Source organism: Nocardioides jejuensis (genome assembly GCF_004337475.1).
In the GTDB taxonomy this organism is placed as follows: domain Bacteria; phylum Actinomycetota; class Actinomycetes; order Propionibacteriales; family Nocardioidaceae; genus Nocardioides; species Nocardioides jejuensis.
In genome coordinates this window covers 1-16,984 of sequence record NZ_SJZJ01000038.1, presented here as the reverse complement: position 1 = coordinate 16,984, position 16,984 = coordinate 1, and the positions used below count along the sequence as shown (strand labels likewise).

Sequence of the window (16,984 nt, the reverse complement as noted above, 5' to 3'; positions counted from 1 at the left end):
ACCTTGTTACGACTTCGTCCCAATCGCTCGTCCCACCTTCGACGGCTCCCTCCACAAGGGTTAGGCCACCGGCTTCGGGTGTTACCAACTTTCGTGACGTGACGGGCGGTGTGTACAAGGCCCGGGAACGTATTCACCGCAGCGTTGCTGATCTGCGATTACTAGCGACTCCGACTTCATGGGGTCGAGTTGCAGACCCCAATCCGAACTGAGACCGGCTTTTTGGGATTCGCTCCACCTCGCGGTATCGCAGCCCTTTGTACCGGCCATTGTAGCATGCGTGAAGCCCTGGACATAAGGGGCATGATGACTTGACGTCATCCCCACCTTCCTCCGAGTTGACCCCGGCAGTCTCTTATGAGTCCCCACCATTACGTGCTGGCAACATAAGACGAGGGTTGCGCTCGTTGCGGGACTTAACCCAACATCTCACGACACGAGCTGACGACAGCCATGCACCACCTGTATACCGACTAAAAGGGCACCTATCTCTAGGTGTTTCCGGTATATGTCAAACCCAGGTAAGGTTCTTCGCGTTGCATCGAATTAATCCGCATGCTCCGCCGCTTGTGCGGGCCCCCGTCAATTCCTTTGAGTTTTAGCCTTGCGGCCGTACTCCCCAGGCGGGGCGCTTAATGCGTTAGCTGCGGCACGGAACACGTGGAATGTGTCCCACACCTAGCGCCCAACGTTTACGGTGTGGACTACCAGGGTATCTAATCCTGTTCGCTCCCCACACTTTCGCTCCTCAGCGTCAGGTAATGCCCAGAGAACCGCCTTCGCCACCGGTGTTCCTCCTGATATCTGCGCATTTCACCGCTACACCAGGAATTCCGTTCTCCCCTGCATACCTCTAGTCGGCCCGTATCGGAAGCAGGCTCGGAGTTAAGCTCCGAGTTTTCACTCCCGACGTGACCAACCGCCTACGAGCCCTTTACGCCCAATAATTCCGGACAACGCTCGCACCCTACGTATTACCGCGGCTGCTGGCACGTAGTTGGCCGGTGCTTCTTCTGCAGGTACCGTCACTTGCGCTTCGTCCCTGCTGAAAGAGGTTTACAACCCGAAGGCCGTCATCCCTCACGCGGCGTTGCTGGATCAGGCTTTCGCCCATTGTCCAATATTCCCCACTGCTGCCTCCCGTAGGAGTCTGGGCCGTGTCTCAGTCCCAGTGTGGCCGGTCACCCTCTCAGGCCGGCTACCCGTCGAAGCCTTGGTGAGCCATTACCTCACCAACAAGCTGATAGGCCGCGAGCCCATCCTTCACCGCAAAAACTTTCCACCACCATCGATGCCGACAGTGGTCATATCCGGTATTAATCACCGTTTCCGGTGGCTATCCCAGAGTGAAGGGCAGATTGCTCACGTGTTACTCACCCGTTCGCCGCTCTCATACACCCGAAGGCATACTACCGCTCGACTTGCATGTGTTAAGCACGCCGCCAGCGTTCGTCCTGAGCCAGGATCAAACTCTCCGTTGAAAACAACACCCACACAACCCAAAGGCCATGCAGGAAAAAGAGATCCCGGCAAGAGACCGAACCCTGACAAAATTGTCAGAATTATCGATTACTTACCAAAGGAACCATCCAACCCACACCCGAAGGCATGAAGTGTCGGACGGGTAAAAATTAATTCGTCGACTTTTGGCACACTGTTGAGTTCTCAAGGATCCAGCGCGCACCTCGCTCGGCCTCTCGGCTCTGCTTGGGGCAACTCGATCAAACTTACCGACTTCGTTTCGGCCTGTCAAACTGGCCTCCGCGGTGCGGCTCCCCGGGGCACACTTCCCCGTTTGACTCCTTGCAGCCGCTTAAGCGCACATGCTCGGACCCAGGTGGGGAAGGGTGGTCAGGCGGTCCGCAGTGGGGAGGAGATCCTCCGCGTCGCGGCGCCGGGGGCGTCCCGCGCTGACAGGTGAAACATTAGGGCACGTTGGGCGACGAATGCAAAACGGGGGTGTCTGGGGCCTGCTTCACCGTGCATTCACGCTCACGGACCCCACCGAGCTCACTCCTCGTCGTCCTCCACGGCGTGCTTGCGCAGGTAGATGACGACTCCGGCAGCCAGCATGAACGGGCCGAAGGCGATCAACAGGACGAGTACTTGTTCGACGGGGTTCAGGTGTCCCAGGTGCAAGGCGATCATGGTGTGGACATTGTGTCTCACCTATCCATGTGCGGATACCGGTGATCGTGGGGCGGGGACAGCGTCTCCTTGATCGTCCGCGTCGAGGTCCAGCGCCGCAGGTTCTCCGCCGAGCCCGCCTTGTCATCCGTGCCGGAGGCTCGCGCTCCCCCGAAGGGCTGCTGCCCCACGACCGCGCCCGTGGGCTTGTCGTTGACGTAGAAGTTGCCAGCCGCGAACCGCAACATCGCCGTCGTTCGGGTGATGACGCCGCGGTCGGTGGCAAAGACGGCCCCCGTGAGCGCATAGGGAGCGAACCCCTCAAGCTGGGCAACGACGTCGTCGTACCGCTCGTCGTCGAAGACGTGCACGACGAGGAGCGGGCCGAAGTACTCCTCGCGGAACATGGCATCCGTCGGGTCCTCGGCGAGAACGACGGTCGGGCGGACGAACCAGCCGACGCTGTCGTCGTACGTGCCACCGGCGGCGACACGGAGTCCCGGCGTCGCGCGGGCCCGGTCGATCGCGGAGGTCACGCGTTCGAAGGCCCGCTCGTCGATGAGCGCCGCCATGAAGTGGCTGAGGTCCGTGGGATCGCCCACCTCGAGCGCGTCGACATCGGCGAGGAAGTGTTCGCCCATCTGCTCCCACACAGAGCGAGCGACGTACGCCCGCGAGGCGGCCGAGCACTTCTGTCCCTGGTACTCGAACGCCCCGCGGAGCAGCGCGACGCGTAGCGCCTCGGCATCTGCCGAGGCGTGCGCCAGGACGAAGTCCTTGCCGCCCGTCTCCCCCACCAGGCGCGGGTACCCGCGGTAGGAAGCGATCCGCTCGCCGACCGTGGACCACAGGTGACGGAAGGTCGCCGTCGAGCCGGTGAAGTGGATGCCGGCCAGTTCCGGATCTGCGAGCACCACCTCGGACACGGGCGAGCCGTGACCCGGGAGCATGGAGATGACCCCCGGTGGCAGACCGGCCGCCTCGAGCAGCTCCATCGTCAGCGTCGCCGAGAGCTGCTGCGTCGAGGACGGCTTCCAGATCACGACATTGCCCATGAGGGCGGGGGCGGTCGGCAGGTTGCCGGCGATCGAGGTGAAGTTGAACGGTGTGACCGCGTAGACGAAGCCCTCGAGCGGGCGGTGGTCGAGGCGGTTCCAGACGCCGGCGCCCTGGAGCTCCGGCTGCTCCTCGAGGATCCTGCGGCCGAACAGCACGTTGAACCGCCAGAAGTCGATCAGCTCGCACGCCGCATCGATCTCTGCCTGGACGACCGTCTTCGACTGGCCGAGCATCGTGGCGGCGTTCAGGCGCTGCCGCCACGGACCTGCCAGCAGATCCGCAGCGCGGAGGAAGACGGCGGCCCGCTCGTCGTACGGCAGGTCACTCCACGCGGGAGCCGCGGCCCGGGCACCGGCCGCCGCCCGGGCAGCGTCCTCGGGGGTGCTGTGCCGGAAGTGGCCGAGAACGTGCTGGTGCTCATGCGGCGCGACCACCTGGTCACGAGCGCCGCCACCATGACGCCACTCCCCCGCGACGTAGCCGGGCAGGTCCCGCTCCTCGGCGGACTGGCGGGCGAGCTCAGCCGCCAGGGCCGCGCGCTCGGGAGACCCCGACGCGTAGTCGAGCACCGGTTCATTGCGGGGCGTGGGTGGATGCGTCACGGCGTCCATCCCACGATCGTGCCACCGGCTCCGTCAGGAGACGAGGCCCGCGATCTCCTGCGTGGCGTGCCAGGCGAGATCGGCGTCGTCGAGGTCGTCCTCACCGATGTCGGCCAGATCGGCGTGAACCGACGCCACCCTGCTCCACGGGAGCTCGGCGTCCACAGAGACCAGTGTCGGATCATCGGAGTCGACCGGGGTCACAGCCGCAACATCGCCGGCGAGAACGTAGCGCCGAGGCACGTCCTCCGCTGCCCGCAACTCCCAGGAAGCGTGCGCGGCGGCCGCCATCGCGGCGTACTCGAGCTCCTCGTCGTCGCCCTCGGGCCAGGCGGCGACGAGGGACTCCGTGACGGCGTGCGCCAGGAACGGTGCGTCGATGCGCCCGGCAGAGAGGGCACGCGCCAGGCCGTCACGGGTGAACGGGACGTACACACGGACGGCCATCGCGACCTCTTTCATCAAGTTCTTGGGATCCTGTGGAAGTCTCCCAGAGCCGGAGGCACCTGCCGTGCAGGCGCAGCCGGGTGACTTTCGAGGACGACGCGCAGGACCGCGCGGCAGATCAGGACGGCTGACAGATGTTCATCAGCATGCACGGCGTCGGTGGCGCCAAGGACCTCCCCATCCCGGCGGAGTACGCGATCGCGGGCGCCTGTGCGGCGTTGACCGTCTCGTTCGTGATCCTGGCGGTGGCGTGGCGCAAGCCGCACTTCGCCGACACCGCCACGGGCACGATTGACGAGGCCGGTGCTCCGGGCGGCCCCGTGATCGGCCCGATCCTCCGGACCTTCGGCTTTGCCTTCTTCCTGTACGTCGCCGTGGCCGCGCTCTTCGGCCAGGACACGCTCATCAACCCGGTCTTCGGCGTCTTCTACGTGCTCCTGTGGACCGGCATGGTGCCGCTGTCGCTCGCGTTCGGCCCCGTCTACCGGGCACTGAGCCCCGTCCGCACCATCAACACGCTCCTCGCGAAGGTCTCCGGAGCCGACCCCGAGGTGGGGCTGCGCGAGTACCCCGAGCGGCTCGGCTACTGGCCCGCAGCGTTCGGCCTGCTGGCGTTCGTCTGGATGGAGCTGGTCTTCGCCGGCAACGCAGAGCTCGGCAACGTGCGGCTGTGGCTGGCGATCTACCTCGGCGCGATGGTGATCGGCGGCGCCGTCTACGGCAACACGTTCTTCGCACGCGCGGACCCGTTCGAGGTCTACTCGACCTTCGTCGGGCACCTCGCGCCGGTGCGCCGGGTCGACGGTCGCGTCGAGTTCGTGAACCCGTTCCGCCACCTCGCGTCGCTGGAGATCCACCCTGGAATCCTGGCGGTGTGCGCCGTCCTGCTGGGAAGCACGGCGTTCGACTCGCTCGGCGGCTCGTCGTGGTGGCTGGTGCACACCCAGTCCCTCGGCCCGCGAGAGACCATCGGCACGATCGGTCTGGTCAGCCTCGTGCTGATCGTCGGCCTCCTCTTCGCCGGCGCGACGATGCTCACCGGCATCCACCAGGGCCACGACCGGCGGCAGCTGCCCGCGGCGTACGCGCACACGATGGTGCCGATCATCGTCGGCTACGTCTTCGCGCACTACCTCAGCATGCTCGTGGAGAGCGGCCAGCAGACCCTGATCCAGCTGGGCGACCCGCTGAGCAACGGGGCCAACCTGCTCGGTCTCTCCAACCGGGCCGTCAACTACTGGCTCTCGGAGCACCCGATGTTCCTCGCGACCGCCAAGGTCGCCGGCGTACTGACGGGCCATGTCGTCGCGGTCGTCGCAGCCCACGACGCCGCGATGCGCCTGCTGCCGAAGCGCGACCAGCTGTCCGGTCAGCTGGCCCTGCTCTTCCTGATGGTCGGCTTCACCGCCGGCGGCCTGCTCCTGCTCTTCGGCGCCTGATCGACGGCTGCGCATCGACGCGCTCCAGGCGCGCATCGGGAAACAGTGCGTCGACCAGCGGGACGAACGAGCGCGACAGCGGGCTCGGGCCGGCCTCGACGTAGGTGCGACCTGTGACGAGCGCGCGATCTGCAGCCAGAGCGTCATCGGGCACGAGGTGGAAGGCCGCCACCTCGCCGAAGCCCGCGAGCAGGCGCTGGGCCTCGCCCTCATCGATGCCCAGGCGGGATCGCCATCGGTTCAGGACGACGTGAACGGGCTGACCGCTCGAGCGCTCGTTGAGCTCGTCCAGGGCGCGTGCGAGGCGCGCCAGGCCGACCGGATCGGGAGTGCCCACGACCACGAGCGCATCTGCTGACGCAAGCGCCGCGTGGGTCAGGGCGTTGCGCCCGGGCCGCCCGCCGAAGTCCGCCGCGGGGTCGTCCTCGACGCTGAAACCCGTGTCGAAGAGGACGTCACAGGCCGACTGATCGAGGAATGCGTCGACGACCTCGGGCCCCACCTCGGCCCACCTGTCGGACCGCGGGAGCCCCGTGACGACCCGGAACCCTCCGACTCCGCGCACGACGGCCGGATCGACAACCGGTCGGTCTCCGCGCGCAACCGCCCGCGCGGCAGCGAGCAGACCGGACACCTCGTCGAGGACCCCGAGACGCTGGGCGACCGAGCCGCCCCAGGGGTCCGCATCGACGAGGAGCGGATCGCGTCCCCGCACTGCCAGCTCGGCAGCAAGACCAAGAGCGACAGTGGTCCGTCCGGGCGCACCTGCCGGGCCCCAGACGGCAACCGATACTCCGCCGGAACCCTCAGACTCCGGCGCGCCCGCAGCAGCGGCTCCTTCAGGGCCCGTGTGCGCGGCGCCGCTCGAGGCAACCGCACCCGGCACTCCCTGGGCTGCGCTGCGCACGAGCGCGGGCAGCGACCCGAGGTCGGTCGCGGAGGCCACGTGGCGAACGCCGATCCGGCGGGCGCGATCGACTGCATCCACGCGGCCGTCAGCAAGCACGACAACGGGCTCGACCAGGTCGCGGCGCAGCCGGCTGATCGCGTCGTGGTCGAGCCCCGGTGACTGGGCGACCACGAGGGCCACCCTCGCGTCTCCCGCCGCAGCATGGGCCAGGAGGTCCGTGACGTCCATGCAGCGCCGGAGGACGACTACACCGGGTGCCATGTCGAGTGCGGCGAGCGCCTCGGGCTCCCACGGAGCGCCGGAGGCGACGACCAGCACGGCGATCGCCGTCGCCACGTCACCCCTCCCGGGTCAGGGAGACGCGGCCGTCGCGCGCCGCGGCGAGAACCCGTCCGACACCGTCACGGGCCGTCGCAGGAACACCGACGACCACCTCGCGGTCGCCACCCGCACCGAGGACGTCGTCCGTCGCGGGGACCTCGAGGACCACGACGTCGTCGAGAACGGGCGAGGCCGCCTCGCCCCGATCCCCTGACGTCACCCAGACGTCGACGACAGCCCCCGGCGCCAGCGACGGGGGCGCGGCACCGCCGGGGACCGAGAGCGGCACCGACACGACACCGGACGCCTCGGCGCCGAGCGCCGCTGCGGGGATGAGCTCGCCCTCGCCCACCGCACGGAGCAGGCGCTGATGGTCCGGTGGAGGAGCATCAGCACGCAGGTAACGCGCCTGGGCCGCCGCGTCGAGGCGAACCGATGCGATCACGAGATCGTCGCTGCCGAGCGCAGCGCCGGGCTGCAGGTCAGCCCGTGCGGCCCACACGCGGGTCATGTCATCCGCACCCGCCATCACGCGGGCGCCCACGGCGATCGATGTGGCGACGAGCGCCACCCCTATCCACAGCCGCGCGTCACGCCAGGGCGGCCGCACTGAACGTGCAGCGGCCGGCGTGACCGAGGTCCCGAGATCCTTGGTCACGCGAGACATCATGCGCAGGAGATGCCGACTTCGTCATCCCCTCCGTCCACAGGCGGACCGCGGGGCGCGGACGGTGGCGTGGGTGGGGGTGGCAGAGTGGGAGGCATGTCCGGCCCCCGTTTCCTCACGCTCGCCGACGTCGCTGAAGTCCTCAACACCTCGACGGCGCAGGTCTACGCGCTGGTCCGACGCGGCGAGCTGCCCGCCATCAAGATCGGCGGACGCGGCCAGTGGCGCGTCGAGTCCGAGCAGCTCGAGTCCTACATCCAGCAGCAGTACGTGGCGACGCGCCAGTTCGTCGACGCCCATCCGTTCACCGAGGTGGACGAGGGCGCCGACGAGCTGCGCTGAGGCTCGCTGCCCGGTCAGCCGACCTTCGACGCGAGCTTGATCTGGACCGTGCGCTCGTCACCGTTGCGCTCGACGGTGAGCTTCACGGTGTCACCGGGCATCTGGGCACGGATCGCCACGATCAGCGAGGCGTTGTCCGAGACAGCGTGGCCGTTGATCGCGCTGATCACGTCGCCCTTCTGCAGCCCCGCGCCAGCCGCCGGGCTGCCCGGCGAGACCTCTTCGACGTGGGCGCCGTCCTCGTCGGGACCGCTGCTGACCGTCGCGCCGATGACCGGGTAGCTGGCGTGGCCGTCACGCAGGATCTCGTCGACGGACACCCGGACCTGCTCGACCGGGATCGCGAAGGCGACACCGATGTTGCCGCCCTGACCGGTCGAGGATCCCGCCACGGTGGCGATCGCGCTGTTGATGCCGACGATGCGGCCCCGCATGTCGACCAGCGGACCACCTGAGTTGCCCGGGTTGACGGCGGCGTCCGTCTGGACGGCGTTGATGAAGGACGCGGTGTCCTGGGCGTCGCCGCTGGTCGACACGGGCCGGTTGAGCGAGGACACGATGCCGGCCGTGACGGTGTTGGCGAGGCCGAGCGGGGATCCGATGGCCACGACGCCCTCGCCGACCTTCAGGTCGGTCGACGTGCCGAGTGCGGCGGGCTGCACGCCTTCGAGCCCCTTCACCTTGAGCACGGCCAGGTCGTAGGCCTGGGTCCGGCCGACGATCTCGGCGGAGAAGCGCTTGCCCTCGGCGTTGACCACGGTGACCTTGCCGCCAGCGTGGTCAGCACCCTCGATGACGTGGTTGTTGGTGACGACGTGGCCCTCGCGGTCGAGGACGAATCCGGATCCGGTCGCGCCCTGCTCCTCGGACTCCGTGTCCGCGATGATCTGGACCGTCGACGGCAGGACCTTGGCGGCGACCGCGGAGACACTGCCGTTGTCGGCGGGCAGCGGCGCCTTGGTCTCGATGGTGACCCCGCCGAGCCCGTCGCCGGACGACGACGAGGGGTTGAGGTTCTGGTACGCCGCGCCGCCCAGGGCTCCACCGACGAGGCCGGCCAGGAGCGCCAGAACCGCGACGGAGGGCCAGACCCAGCCCGCGACGCGCGAACGCCGTTCGGGCTCAGGGACCGTGCCGATGACGCTGGAGCCGTAGGTCGGGAGGACGGCGGTGTGCTCGTACTGCGCAGCTGCGGGCGGAACCGGCGGGGCCGGCGGCACGGGGGGCGCGGGCGGGGCCGGCGGAATCGGGGTCGTGGGCTGCGCGTCGGGCTGGTCGTTCATCTGGGGATCCTTCACGGCTCGGTGCGCGTCCGGCCCGTGGAGGGGTCGGCGATGCGGGTCTGGAGAGAGGTGGCCACCGGCGGACGGCGGTCAGCGGGGTGATCGGCCACCTGGAGGGCGATCACGCCGATCATCGCGGCGCCCAGCGAGCCTGCTCCGAGTGCGGCGACGGTGAGCAGGCCGCGATGGTCCGACGAGTGGCTCAGCGCCGGCAGCGGAACGCCGTACGCCGGGGTGTCGGCGAGGCCGGCCCGGAGGCCGAGCGGCGCGCTCTCCGGCCACGAGGAGGCGAGGCCGGCGAGCTGCATCTTGACCCAGCCCTCGCGCTCGACGCGAGCGCTGCACCGACGGCAGCCGTGGACGTGGTGCCAGAGGCGCTCGGCCTCCTCGCGCGGCAGCTGACCGTCGACGAGGGCACCGACGCGGGCGCCGACGTGGCCGATCATCGGCCGATCCCCGTCGCGACGGTCATCGGCCCGGCGTAGCGGGTGCGACCAGCGGAGGGCGCCCGGTGGGCGAGGCTGGCGCGCAGCATCGCGCGACCGCGGCTGATCCGGGACCGGACCGTGCCGAGCTTGGCGCCGACGATGTCGGCGATCTCCTCGTAGGTGAGGCCCTCGATGTCGCACAGCACCACCGCAGCACGGAAGTCGGGCGGGAGCGCGGCGAGGGCCTGCTCGACGTCGGCGTCGAACGTGCGGTCCGCGTAGGCCTCGTGCGGGGCCGCGAGGCTCGAGCGGAGCCGCTCCGCGCGCTCGTCGGAGAGGGCGTCGAAACGGATCCGCTGCCGACGCCGCGCACCGTCGAGGAAGAGGTTGGTGGTGATGCGGTGCAGCCAGCCCTCGAAGGTGCCGGGCGTGTAGGTGTCGAGGGACCGGAACACGCGGACGAAGACGTCCTGGGTCAGATCCTCGGCGTCGGCTGCGTTGCCGGTCAGCCGGTAGGCCAGCCGGTACACGCGGTCACTGTGCCGGTCGACGATCTCGTCCCAGGTGGGGACGGCATCGGCCGGTACGGGGCTCACTTCGGTCATGACACTCACGCTAGGCATCCGATCTGAAAGAACCCTGAGGTGTTGCAGGGCGCTGACTGTGAAGCCGAACGAGCCTGCGACCCCGTGTGTTCCCACGAAACCAGACGGTAGGGTCATCCGCACACCGCTTGAGGAGGCCGTCATCACCGCACCCATCAGCACGACGAGCTGGACCTACGCCGAAGAGTTCGTGGGCGAGGACGATGTCCTGCGCGCCGCGCGCGAGCGCGCCCAGGAGGTCGGCGTCGTGCCGATCGGCTCGGGCGTCGGAGCAGCGCTGCGCTTCCTCGCGGCCGTGCTCGACGCGCGCGCTGCCGTCGAGATCGGCACGGGCACCGGCGTCTCGGGACTCTGGATCCTTCGGGGCATGCGCCCGGACGGCGTCCTCACGACCGTCGACGTCGAGGCCGAGCACCAGCGCCTTGCCAAGAAGGCCTTCTCCGAGGCCGGCATCGCGTCCAATCGTGCGCGCACGATCCCCGGCTCGGCCCTCGACGTGCTCCCCCGCCTGACTGACGGTCACTACGACATCGTCTTCTGCGACGGCGACAAGCGTGAGTACTCGGCGTACCTCAAGGAGGCGCTGCGCCTGCTGCGTCCCGGTGGAGTCGTCTGCTTCGACAACGCGCTCTGGCACGACCGCGTCGCCGACCCGGCACAGCGCGACGACCAGACGGTCGCCATCCGCGAGCTGGGCAAGGCGGTCGCCGAGAACGAGGCGCTCGTCCCGGTGCTGCTGCCCGTCGGTGACGGCCTGCTGTGCGCCAAGAAGGTCTGGGCTCCCGAAGCTGACTGATTGATCCGTAGCAACGACGAAGGGCCGCTCCCCGGTGGGGAGCGGCCCTTCGTCGTTGGCGTCAGAAGCGGGCGTACGTCGCGAAGCCGGCGCCGCCCTCGGCGATCGCCACGACCTCGCACGGCTCGATGAAGAGCGGGCCTGCGCCGGTGAGTTCCGAGACGGGAGCCGTCGGAGCGTTGGGCGTGAACTCCGCCTGGAAGGCGGCACGAGCCTCGTCGGACTCGAAGACGTAGCACCCCTCGAACCACTGGCCCGGCACCATCCGCCAGGTCTTGAAGCGCATGCCCGGCTTGCCGGTGAACTTCGCGTGGGACGGCTCCTCGACGTAGTCGCGGAGCCGGTCAGCGGTGTCTGCCGGGGCGTCGACCAGCGACCAGCGGACGGTGAGGCCGTTGAGGTTGCTCATGAGATTCCTTCCAGGGGTGCGTCCTGCTCGAGCCAGTGGAGCAGGAGCCGGGCGCCGAAACCGCTCGGGCCCGCCGTCCAGATGCCGTCGTCAGCGACAGTGTCACCGACCGGAGCGACGTCGAGGTGGGCCCACGGAAGGTCGCCCACGAAGTGCTGCAGGAAGAGCGCGGCGGTGATCGCGCCCGGGCCGCCGGCCGCGTTGTCGGCGTCGGCGATCTTCGAGGAGAGCCGCTCCTCGTAGGTGGCCGCGAGCGGCAGACGCCACAGCGCCTCGCCGGCGGCGTCGCCGGCCGCGGTGATGCGAGCAGCCAGCACGTCGTCGGTGGCGAACAGGGCACCGGTCTTCAGCCCGAGCGCGACCTTGGCCGCTCCCGTGAGCGTGGCGATGTCGACGACCACGTCGGGCTTGAGCTCGGCGGCGGCGTACGCAAGGGCATCGGCAAGGACGAGCCGGCCCTCGGCGTCGGTGTTGGTCACCTCGGTGGTGCGGCCGCCGTAGTGGCGGATCACGTCACCAGGGCGGTACGACGAGCCGGAGACGGCGTTCTCCGCAGCGGCGACCAGGCCGGTGACGCGGATCGGGCACCCGACCGCAGCGAGTGCGGCCATCGTCGCGAGGACGACGGCGCCGCCGGTCATGTCGCGCTTCATCGTGACCATCGAGTCGGCGGGCTTGATGGACAGGCCGCCCGAGTCGAAGGTGATGCCCTTGCCGACCAGCACAAGGTGCGGAGTCTTGCGACGGGCCTTGGGCGGGCTGTAGCTGAGCTGGAGCAGACGCGGCGGGGTGGCCGAGGCCTGGCCGACGGCGATGATGCCGCCGAAGCCGCCCTCACGGAGCTCCGAGTCGTCCCACACCCGGAGGTCGAGGCCCGACTCTCTGGCCCAGACGGCGGCCTGCTCGGCCAGCCACGCGGGGTTCTTGAGGTTGGACGGGGTGGTCGCGAGCGCGCGCGAACGCCAGCCGGCCAGGGCGATCGCGGCAGCGGTCTCGACGACCGGCTGCCGCGCGGGGGCCGCATCGAGGACGACCGTCGCCACCGGCCGCGCAGTAGCACCGGCCGAGCGCCAGTGGAACTCGAACGAGCCGAGGGCAAGGCCCTCGACGAGGGCGCGCAGCGCGACGTCGTCCGCCAGAGCAGCGAGACCGACGTGCAGACGGTCGCGGCCCTTGGCAGCGCGGGCGAGTGCCGCACCGGCGTCGCGGAAGTCGCGGGGACGCGAGGCGCCCAGACCGGCGAGGAGGACCGCTCCTCCGCCGGGCAGGGCGTGCTGGATCAGCTCGCCCGCCGCACCGGAGCCACCGTGGAACGCCAGGACCTCGAGGAGATCGACGCCGAGCGCGTCGGAGAGCTCCGATGCACCCGCGCCAAGGACCGGACCGTCAGTCCCGTCCTCGGCCGGAAGCACTGCGCACGCCACGAAGGCGCCCGCGGGCAGACGCCCGGCGTCGTACTCCTCGAGAACGAAGACGGGCGGTGAGACCTGGGCCGGCAGGCCGACCAGGTCGGTGGGGTTGGGGGTCACGCAGGCCCGACGACGCCAGCGAGGGCGTCACGAAGGTTGCCAGCCTCTTCGGCGTTGAGCTCGACGACAAGACGGCCGCCACCCTCGAGCGGGACGCGCATGACGATGCCGCGACCTTCCTTGGTGACTTCCATCGGACCGTCGCCGGTGCGGGGCTTCATTGCCGCCATCCGCGACACCTCTTCCTTGATCTGCAACCTGTGACATGGCGCCGCAGGGCGGCGCCGGAGTGACCATTATCCCATGCGCAGAAGGGGGTTCTGCACGCTGGTGCGCCTGATGGTGTTCAGACGGCGGTGACGAGGTAGGCCCACGTGAAGATCAGGACCATCACGAAGAGACCCAGATGTGCCAGCAGCGAGAGGCCCGGGCCGCGGCCCCAGGAGTCTTCGTTGATCACCTGAGCGGCCCGCTTGCCGCGCGGTCGCAGCCAACGGGCAAGGATCATCAGGCCGGCGACAGCGGTCACCCACAGCATGGCTAGCGCGACGACACCGACGATCGGGTTGCCCTTGTGCTCGGAGCCGATGCCGGTAAGCAGGAACGCGATCCAGGTGAGGCCGGCGATCAGCCCGACGATCGTGTGCGTGTTGAGCACGCGGCGCGAGATCTCGAGCCGACCTGACAGGGCCTTCGGACCACCCAGCCGGAGCCGGGTCAGGATCACCACGACGCCCGGCAGCGGCGTCAGCAGGTAGACGAGAAGTGCGGTGGACACAGCGGGAGTCTGCCCTATTCCCCGGACACCGTGTCGTGACGCGCCTCGAGCTGGTCAGCCAGCCGGACCAGCAGCGCGTCGACCTCGGACATCCGGTAGCCACGCAGGACGACGCCGAACCGCACGCGGCGCAGGTCCTCCCCGACCAGTCGCCGGCCGGCGGGGAGCACGACATCAGGCCGGTCGTCGTACGCCGGGGCCAGGGGCTCGCCGCGTCCGGACGCCACCAGCGCGACACCGCCGAGCGCCAGGACGACCAGGATCGCGAAGAACCACATCACGACTCCTCATCCCCTTCGGCCTCGCGGAGCCGGCGCGCCTCGACCATGACGGCCACGGCCTCGTCGACGTCGTCGGTGAGCATGATCAGGTCGAGGTCCTTGGGCGAGATCTTGCCGTCGGCCAGGACCGTCTCGCGCAGCCAGTCGAGGAGGCCGCTCCAGAACGCGACGCCGATCAGCACCACGGGGAACTGCGTCTTCTTGCCCGTCTGCACGAGGGTCAGCAGCTCGAAGAGCTCATCGAGCGTGCCGATGCCGCCCGGGAGGGCGATGAAGCCCTGGCTGTACTTCACGAACATCGTCTTGCGGGCGAAGAAGTAACGGAAGTTGATGCCCTTGTCGACCCAGGCGTTGAGACCGGTCTCGAAGGGCAGCTCGATGCCGAGGCCGATGCTGACCCCACCGGCCTGGCTGGCGCCCTTGTTGGCGGCCTCCATCGTGCCGGGGCCGCCACCGGTGATGACGGCGAAGTCGGCCTCTGCCAGCTTGCGTCCGGCCTCCTCGGCCTGGGCGTAGTGCGGGTGCTCGGGCTTGGTGCGCGCCGACCCGAAGACGGCGATCGCCGGGCCGAGCTCGGCCAGCGACCCGAAGCCCTCGACGAACTCCGCCTGGATGCGCAGCACCCGCCACGGATCCGTGTGGACCCAGTCGCTGGGGCCGCGTGCGTCGAGGAGGCGCTGGTCCGTCGTCGAGTGGTCGACCTGGCTGCGGCGCAGGCGGACCGGGCCCTTCGACTTCTCGGGCATGGGCTTGATCTCGGTCATCGTGCCTCCTCGCTCGCGTCGCTCAGCCAGGCGACCAGCTGCTGCTCGCAGCGGACGATCTCCTCGATGTGCACGTGCTCCTCGGCCTTGTGGGCGAGCAGCGGGTCGCCGGGACCGAAGTTCACCGCCGGTACGCCGAGGGCGCTGAAGCGGGACACGTCGGTCCAGCCGAACTTCGGGGCCGGCTCGCCACCGACCGCCTCGAGGAAGGCCTTCGCGGCCGGACGGGACAGGCCGGGCAGCGCGCCGGGACTGGCGTCGGTGACCGTGACGGCGTACCCGTCGAAGAAGGTGCGGAGGTAGGCCTCGGCCTCCTCGACGCTGCGGTCGGGGGCGAAGCGGTAGTTGACCGTGACCGTGCACGCGTCGGGCAGGACGTTGCCGGCGACGCCGCCGCTGATGAAGACCGCGTTGAGACCCTCGTGGTACTCGAGGCCGTCGATGACCGGCTTGCGCGGCTCGTAGGCGTTGAGTCGGTCGAGGATCTCGGCGGTCTTGTGGATGGCATTGGATCCCATCCACGCACGCGCGGTGTGTGCACGCTCACCGGTCGTCGCAACCTCGATGCGCATCGTGCCCTGGCAGCCCGCCTCGACGAGTGCATTGGAGGGCTCCATGAGGATCGCGAAGTCCGCGTCGAGCAGGTGCGGGTGGCTCTCGCTCAGCTTGCCCAGGCCGTTGTGGATCGCGGCGATCTCCTCGGCGTCGTAGAAGACGTAGGTGACGTCGCGGTTGGTCGCGGTCAGGGTGGCGGCGAGCTTGAGACCGACGGCGACGCCGCCCTTCATGTCGACGCTGCCGAGACCGTGCAGGACGCCGTCCTCGAGCCGGCTCGGAAGGTTGCCGTTCTCCGGGACCGTGTCGAGGTGACCGGCGATGACGACACGCTCGGTGCGGCCCAACGTCGTGCGGGCGACGACCGTGTTGCCGACGCGCGTGATCTCCAGGTGGTCACGCCCCCGCAGGGCCGCCTCGACGGCATCGGCGAGGGCCTCCTCCTGGAGGCTCTCGGACGGGAAGTCGACGAGCTGACGGGTCAGCTCGACGACGTCGGCGGCGAGATCGAGGCTCATGCCGCCCATCCAATCAGGTGCGGCCACGGCGGGCCGACAGGCCTGAGCGGTACGCCGGTGCGTCGCGCCGGCACCGGCGTACCGCTGGGGTCAGGCGGCCCGGGTCGCGGCGGCGTCCCCGGACGGCGTGTAGTGGCTCGCGTCGCCGGTGATCGACTGGCTGCGCTCGCCGTTGACGGCGACAGGGACGTCGCCCGCGACGGTGATCCGGGCCAGCTTGCGCGGCTGCTGGTCGTAGTTGTCGATGGCGTAGTGCTGGGTGATCCGGTTGTCGAAGACCAGCACCTGTCCGGGCTGCCACGACCAGCGCAGGATGTGCTCCGGCTTGGTGACGTGCGCCTGCAGGAGCCGGATCACGTCGCGCGACTCGGTCTCCGACAGGCCCTCGATGCGACGCGTGAAGCCGCCGATGAAGAGACCCTTCTCCCCCGTCTCCGGGTGGACCCGGACGACCGGGTGCCGGCTCTCGAAGACCGTGGACTGGAAGACGTCGCGGTACTCCTTCTGCCGCGGGGTGTCCTCCTCGGCGCGCGCGTAGTCGTAGACGTTGGTGTGGACCGCCCACAGCGTGTCGGCCCACGTGCGAAGCGGCTGCGGGAGGCTGGCGTACGCCGCGGCGGTGTTCGCGACGAGCGTCTCGCCGCCGTACGGCGGGATGGTGATGCTGCGCAGCGTGCTGATCGCGGGCGGGTTGACCACGAAGGTCACGTCGGTGTGCCAGACGTTGGCGGTGCCGCGCTCGCTGTCGACGTCGAGGATGTTCGGCGCGCCGTCGAGGCCCGGGACGGTCGGATGCGCGGTGGTCAGGTCGCCGAAGAAGCCGGCGAACCGGGCCTGCCCGTCGGCGTCGAGGTCAGGGGCGTCGAGCACGATCGCCTTGTGCTCGAGCAGGGCGGCACGGAGCTCGGCGACGGTGGCGGCGTCGAGGTCGGGCTTCGCCTGGACGCCCGTGATGCGGGCGCCGATGTGGGAGCTGATCTTCTGGATGTCGAGGGACATGGTGGTTCTCCTGGGTGTCTGTGTGCTGGAACGGGCGCGGGGCGGCGTCAGCGACAGAGGGAGCTGTGCACGCGCATCAGGTCGACGTGCACGCGTTGGGTCAGGAGAACGTTCATGATTGTCGAGCAAGTTACTCGACTTATTGCAATACGTGCAAGGTGTGCGCCACCGAGACGGGGCGCGTG

Annotated in this window: 19 protein-coding genes and 1 rRNA gene; 3 read left to right on the top strand and 17 right to left on the bottom strand. The window is 69.3% G+C overall.

What is annotated here, in order from left to right:
• The 4 genes from EPD65_RS15645 to EPD65_RS15635 form a co-directional block, all read right to left on the bottom strand.
• Positions 1-1,481 (bottom strand): 16S ribosomal RNA (locus tag EPD65_RS15645); the annotation flags it as partial.
• Positions 1,482-2,010: 529 nt separating this feature from the next.
• The gene (locus EPD65_RS16375) at positions 2,011-2,148 is read right to left on the bottom strand and encodes a hypothetical protein (RefSeq protein ID WP_165873033.1); all 138 of its coding nucleotides are present in this window, start codon (positions 2,146-2,148) and stop codon (positions 2,011-2,013) included.
• Positions 2,149-2,165: 17 nt separating this feature from the next.
• Positions 2,166-3,797, bottom strand: coding sequence for an L-glutamate gamma-semialdehyde dehydrogenase (gene pruA, locus EPD65_RS15640; RefSeq protein ID WP_131585774.1), 1,632 nt, complete (start codon positions 3,795-3,797; stop codon positions 2,166-2,168).
• 24 nt (positions 3,798-3,821) lie between these two features.
• A complete protein-coding gene (locus EPD65_RS15635; protein WP_131585772.1) occupies positions 3,822-4,235 on the bottom strand; it encodes a DUF6912 family protein in 414 nt (137 codons plus the stop codon).
• A gap of 134 nt (positions 4,236-4,369) precedes the next feature.
• On the opposite strand from EPD65_RS15635, the gene EPD65_RS15630 reads away from it, so the two are divergent.
• On the top strand, positions 4,370-5,674 hold the full coding sequence (locus EPD65_RS15630; RefSeq protein WP_131585770.1) for a hypothetical protein: 1,305 nt from the start codon (positions 4,370-4,372) through the stop codon (positions 5,672-5,674).
• Here the strand turns inward: EPD65_RS15630 and EPD65_RS15625 are convergent.
• Positions 5,637-6,920, bottom strand: a complete 1,284-nt coding sequence (locus EPD65_RS15625; protein WP_131585768.1) for a CpaE/TadZ family protein — start codon at positions 6,918-6,920, stop codon at positions 5,637-5,639. The genes EPD65_RS15630 and EPD65_RS15625 overlap by 38 nt on opposite strands.
• 1 nt (position 6,921) lies before the next feature.
• Positions 6,922-7,563, bottom strand: coding sequence for a hypothetical protein (locus EPD65_RS15620; protein WP_131585766.1), 642 nt, complete (start codon positions 7,561-7,563; stop codon positions 6,922-6,924).
• A 105-nt stretch (positions 7,564-7,668) separates the two neighbouring features.
• On the opposite strand from EPD65_RS15620, the gene EPD65_RS15615 reads away from it, so the two are divergent.
• The gene (locus tag EPD65_RS15615; RefSeq protein ID WP_131585764.1) at positions 7,669-7,914 is read left to right on the top strand and encodes a helix-turn-helix domain-containing protein; all 246 of its coding nucleotides are present in this window, start codon (positions 7,669-7,671) and stop codon (positions 7,912-7,914) included.
• Positions 7,915-7,928: 14 nt separating this feature from the next.
• Here the strand turns inward: EPD65_RS15615 and EPD65_RS15610 are convergent, their stop codons facing one another.
• Genes EPD65_RS15610 through sigE form a run of 3 tightly spaced genes read right to left on the bottom strand, consistent with a single transcriptional unit; the run spans position 7,929 to position 10,230 of the window.
• Positions 7,929-9,197, bottom strand: coding sequence for a S1C family serine protease (locus EPD65_RS15610; protein WP_131585763.1), 1,269 nt, complete (start codon positions 9,195-9,197; stop codon positions 7,929-7,931).
• 11 nt (positions 9,198-9,208) lie between these two features.
• Positions 9,209-9,643, bottom strand: a complete 435-nt coding sequence (locus EPD65_RS15605; protein ID WP_131585761.1) for a zf-HC2 domain-containing protein — start codon at positions 9,641-9,643, stop codon at positions 9,209-9,211.
• On the bottom strand, positions 9,640-10,230 hold the full coding sequence (sigE, locus tag EPD65_RS15600) for an RNA polymerase sigma factor SigE (protein ID WP_341539065.1): 591 nt from the start codon (positions 10,228-10,230) through the stop codon (positions 9,640-9,642). Before sigE ends, EPD65_RS15605 begins: the two co-directional genes overlap by 4 nt.
• A gap of 142 nt (positions 10,231-10,372) precedes the next feature.
• Between sigE and EPD65_RS15595 the strand changes: the two genes are divergently transcribed.
• Entirely contained in the window at positions 10,373-11,026 is a 654-nt protein-coding gene (locus EPD65_RS15595) for an O-methyltransferase (protein ID WP_243640635.1), read from the top strand.
• 61 nt (positions 11,027-11,087) lie between these two features.
• Here the strand turns inward: EPD65_RS15595 and EPD65_RS15590 are convergent, their stop codons facing one another.
• The 8 genes from EPD65_RS15590 to EPD65_RS15555 form a co-directional block, all read right to left on the bottom strand.
• On the bottom strand, positions 11,088-11,435 hold the full coding sequence (locus tag EPD65_RS15590) for a hypothetical protein (protein WP_131585755.1): 348 nt from the start codon (positions 11,433-11,435) through the stop codon (positions 11,088-11,090).
• Positions 11,432-12,964: a leucyl aminopeptidase family protein gene (locus EPD65_RS15585; protein ID WP_243640634.1), complete on the bottom strand. Its 1,533-nt coding sequence runs from the start codon at positions 12,962-12,964 to the stop codon at positions 11,432-11,434. The genes EPD65_RS15590 and EPD65_RS15585 overlap by 4 nt, the downstream gene beginning before the upstream one ends.
• Positions 12,961-13,134, bottom strand: a complete 174-nt coding sequence (locus tag EPD65_RS15580) for a DUF3117 domain-containing protein (protein WP_131585754.1) — start codon at positions 13,132-13,134, stop codon at positions 12,961-12,963. The genes EPD65_RS15585 and EPD65_RS15580 overlap by 4 nt, the downstream gene beginning before the upstream one ends.
• Before the next feature lie 116 nt (positions 13,135-13,250).
• Complete coding sequence (locus EPD65_RS15575) at positions 13,251-13,682, bottom strand: hypothetical protein (protein ID WP_131585752.1); 432 nt, start codon at positions 13,680-13,682, stop codon at positions 13,251-13,253.
• A gap of 14 nt (positions 13,683-13,696) precedes the next feature.
• Positions 13,697-13,960: a DivIVA domain-containing protein gene (locus tag EPD65_RS15570; protein ID WP_131585750.1), complete on the bottom strand. Its 264-nt coding sequence runs from the start codon at positions 13,958-13,960 to the stop codon at positions 13,697-13,699.
• Positions 13,960-14,727 (bottom strand): LOG family protein, encoded by a 768-nt coding sequence (locus EPD65_RS15565; RefSeq protein WP_131585748.1) that lies wholly within the window; start codon positions 14,725-14,727, stop codon positions 13,960-13,962. Before EPD65_RS15565 ends, EPD65_RS15570 begins: the two co-directional genes overlap by 1 nt.
• Entirely contained in the window at positions 14,724-15,800 is a 1,077-nt protein-coding gene (gene dapE, locus EPD65_RS15560) for a succinyl-diaminopimelate desuccinylase (RefSeq protein ID WP_243640633.1), read from the bottom strand. The genes EPD65_RS15565 and dapE overlap by 4 nt, the downstream gene beginning before the upstream one ends.
• Positions 15,801-15,890: 90 nt before the next feature.
• Positions 15,891-16,799, bottom strand: coding sequence for a TauD/TfdA dioxygenase family protein (locus EPD65_RS15555; RefSeq protein ID WP_131585746.1), 909 nt, complete (start codon positions 16,797-16,799; stop codon positions 15,891-15,893).
• Between the last annotated feature and the right edge of the window lie 185 nt (positions 16,800-16,984).

Coding starts and splice junctions, on each gene's coding strand:
- EPD65_RS16375 (WP_165873033.1), bottom strand. CDS start 2,148: ATGATCGCCTTGCACCTGGGACACCTGAACCCCGTCGAACAAGTACTC.
- pruA (WP_131585774.1), bottom strand. CDS start 3,797: ATGGACGCCGTGACGCATCCACCCACGCCCCGCAATGAACCGGTGCTC.
- EPD65_RS15635 (WP_131585772.1), bottom strand. CDS start 4,235: ATGGCCGTCCGTGTGTACGTCCCGTTCACCCGTGACGGCCTGGCGCGT.
- EPD65_RS15630 (WP_131585770.1), top strand. CDS start 4,370: ATGTTCATCAGCATGCACGGCGTCGGTGGCGCCAAGGACCTCCCCATC.
- EPD65_RS15615 (WP_131585764.1), top strand. CDS start 7,669: ATGTCCGGCCCCCGTTTCCTCACGCTCGCCGACGTCGCTGAAGTCCTC.
- EPD65_RS15610 (WP_131585763.1), bottom strand. CDS start 9,197: ATGAACGACCAGCCCGACGCGCAGCCCACGACCCCGATTCCGCCGGCC.
- EPD65_RS15605 (WP_131585761.1), bottom strand. CDS start 9,643: ATGATCGGCCACGTCGGCGCCCGCGTCGGTGCCCTCGTCGACGGTCAG.
- sigE (WP_341539065.1), bottom strand. CDS start 10,230: ATGACCGAAGTGAGCCCCGTACCGGCCGATGCCGTCCCCACCTGGGAC.
- EPD65_RS15590 (WP_131585755.1), bottom strand. CDS start 11,435: ATGAGCAACCTCAACGGCCTCACCGTCCGCTGGTCGCTGGTCGACGCC.
- EPD65_RS15580 (WP_131585754.1), bottom strand. CDS start 13,134: ATGGCGGCAATGAAGCCCCGCACCGGCGACGGTCCGATGGAAGTCACC.
- EPD65_RS15570 (WP_131585750.1), bottom strand. CDS start 13,960: ATGTGGTTCTTCGCGATCCTGGTCGTCCTGGCGCTCGGCGGTGTCGCG.
- EPD65_RS15565 (WP_131585748.1), bottom strand. CDS start 14,727: ATGACCGAGATCAAGCCCATGCCCGAGAAGTCGAAGGGCCCGGTCCGC.
- dapE (WP_243640633.1), bottom strand. CDS start 15,800: ATGAGCCTCGATCTCGCCGCCGACGTCGTCGAGCTGACCCGTCAGCTC.
- EPD65_RS15555 (WP_131585746.1), bottom strand. CDS start 16,799: ATGTCCCTCGACATCCAGAAGATCAGCTCCCACATCGGCGCCCGCATC.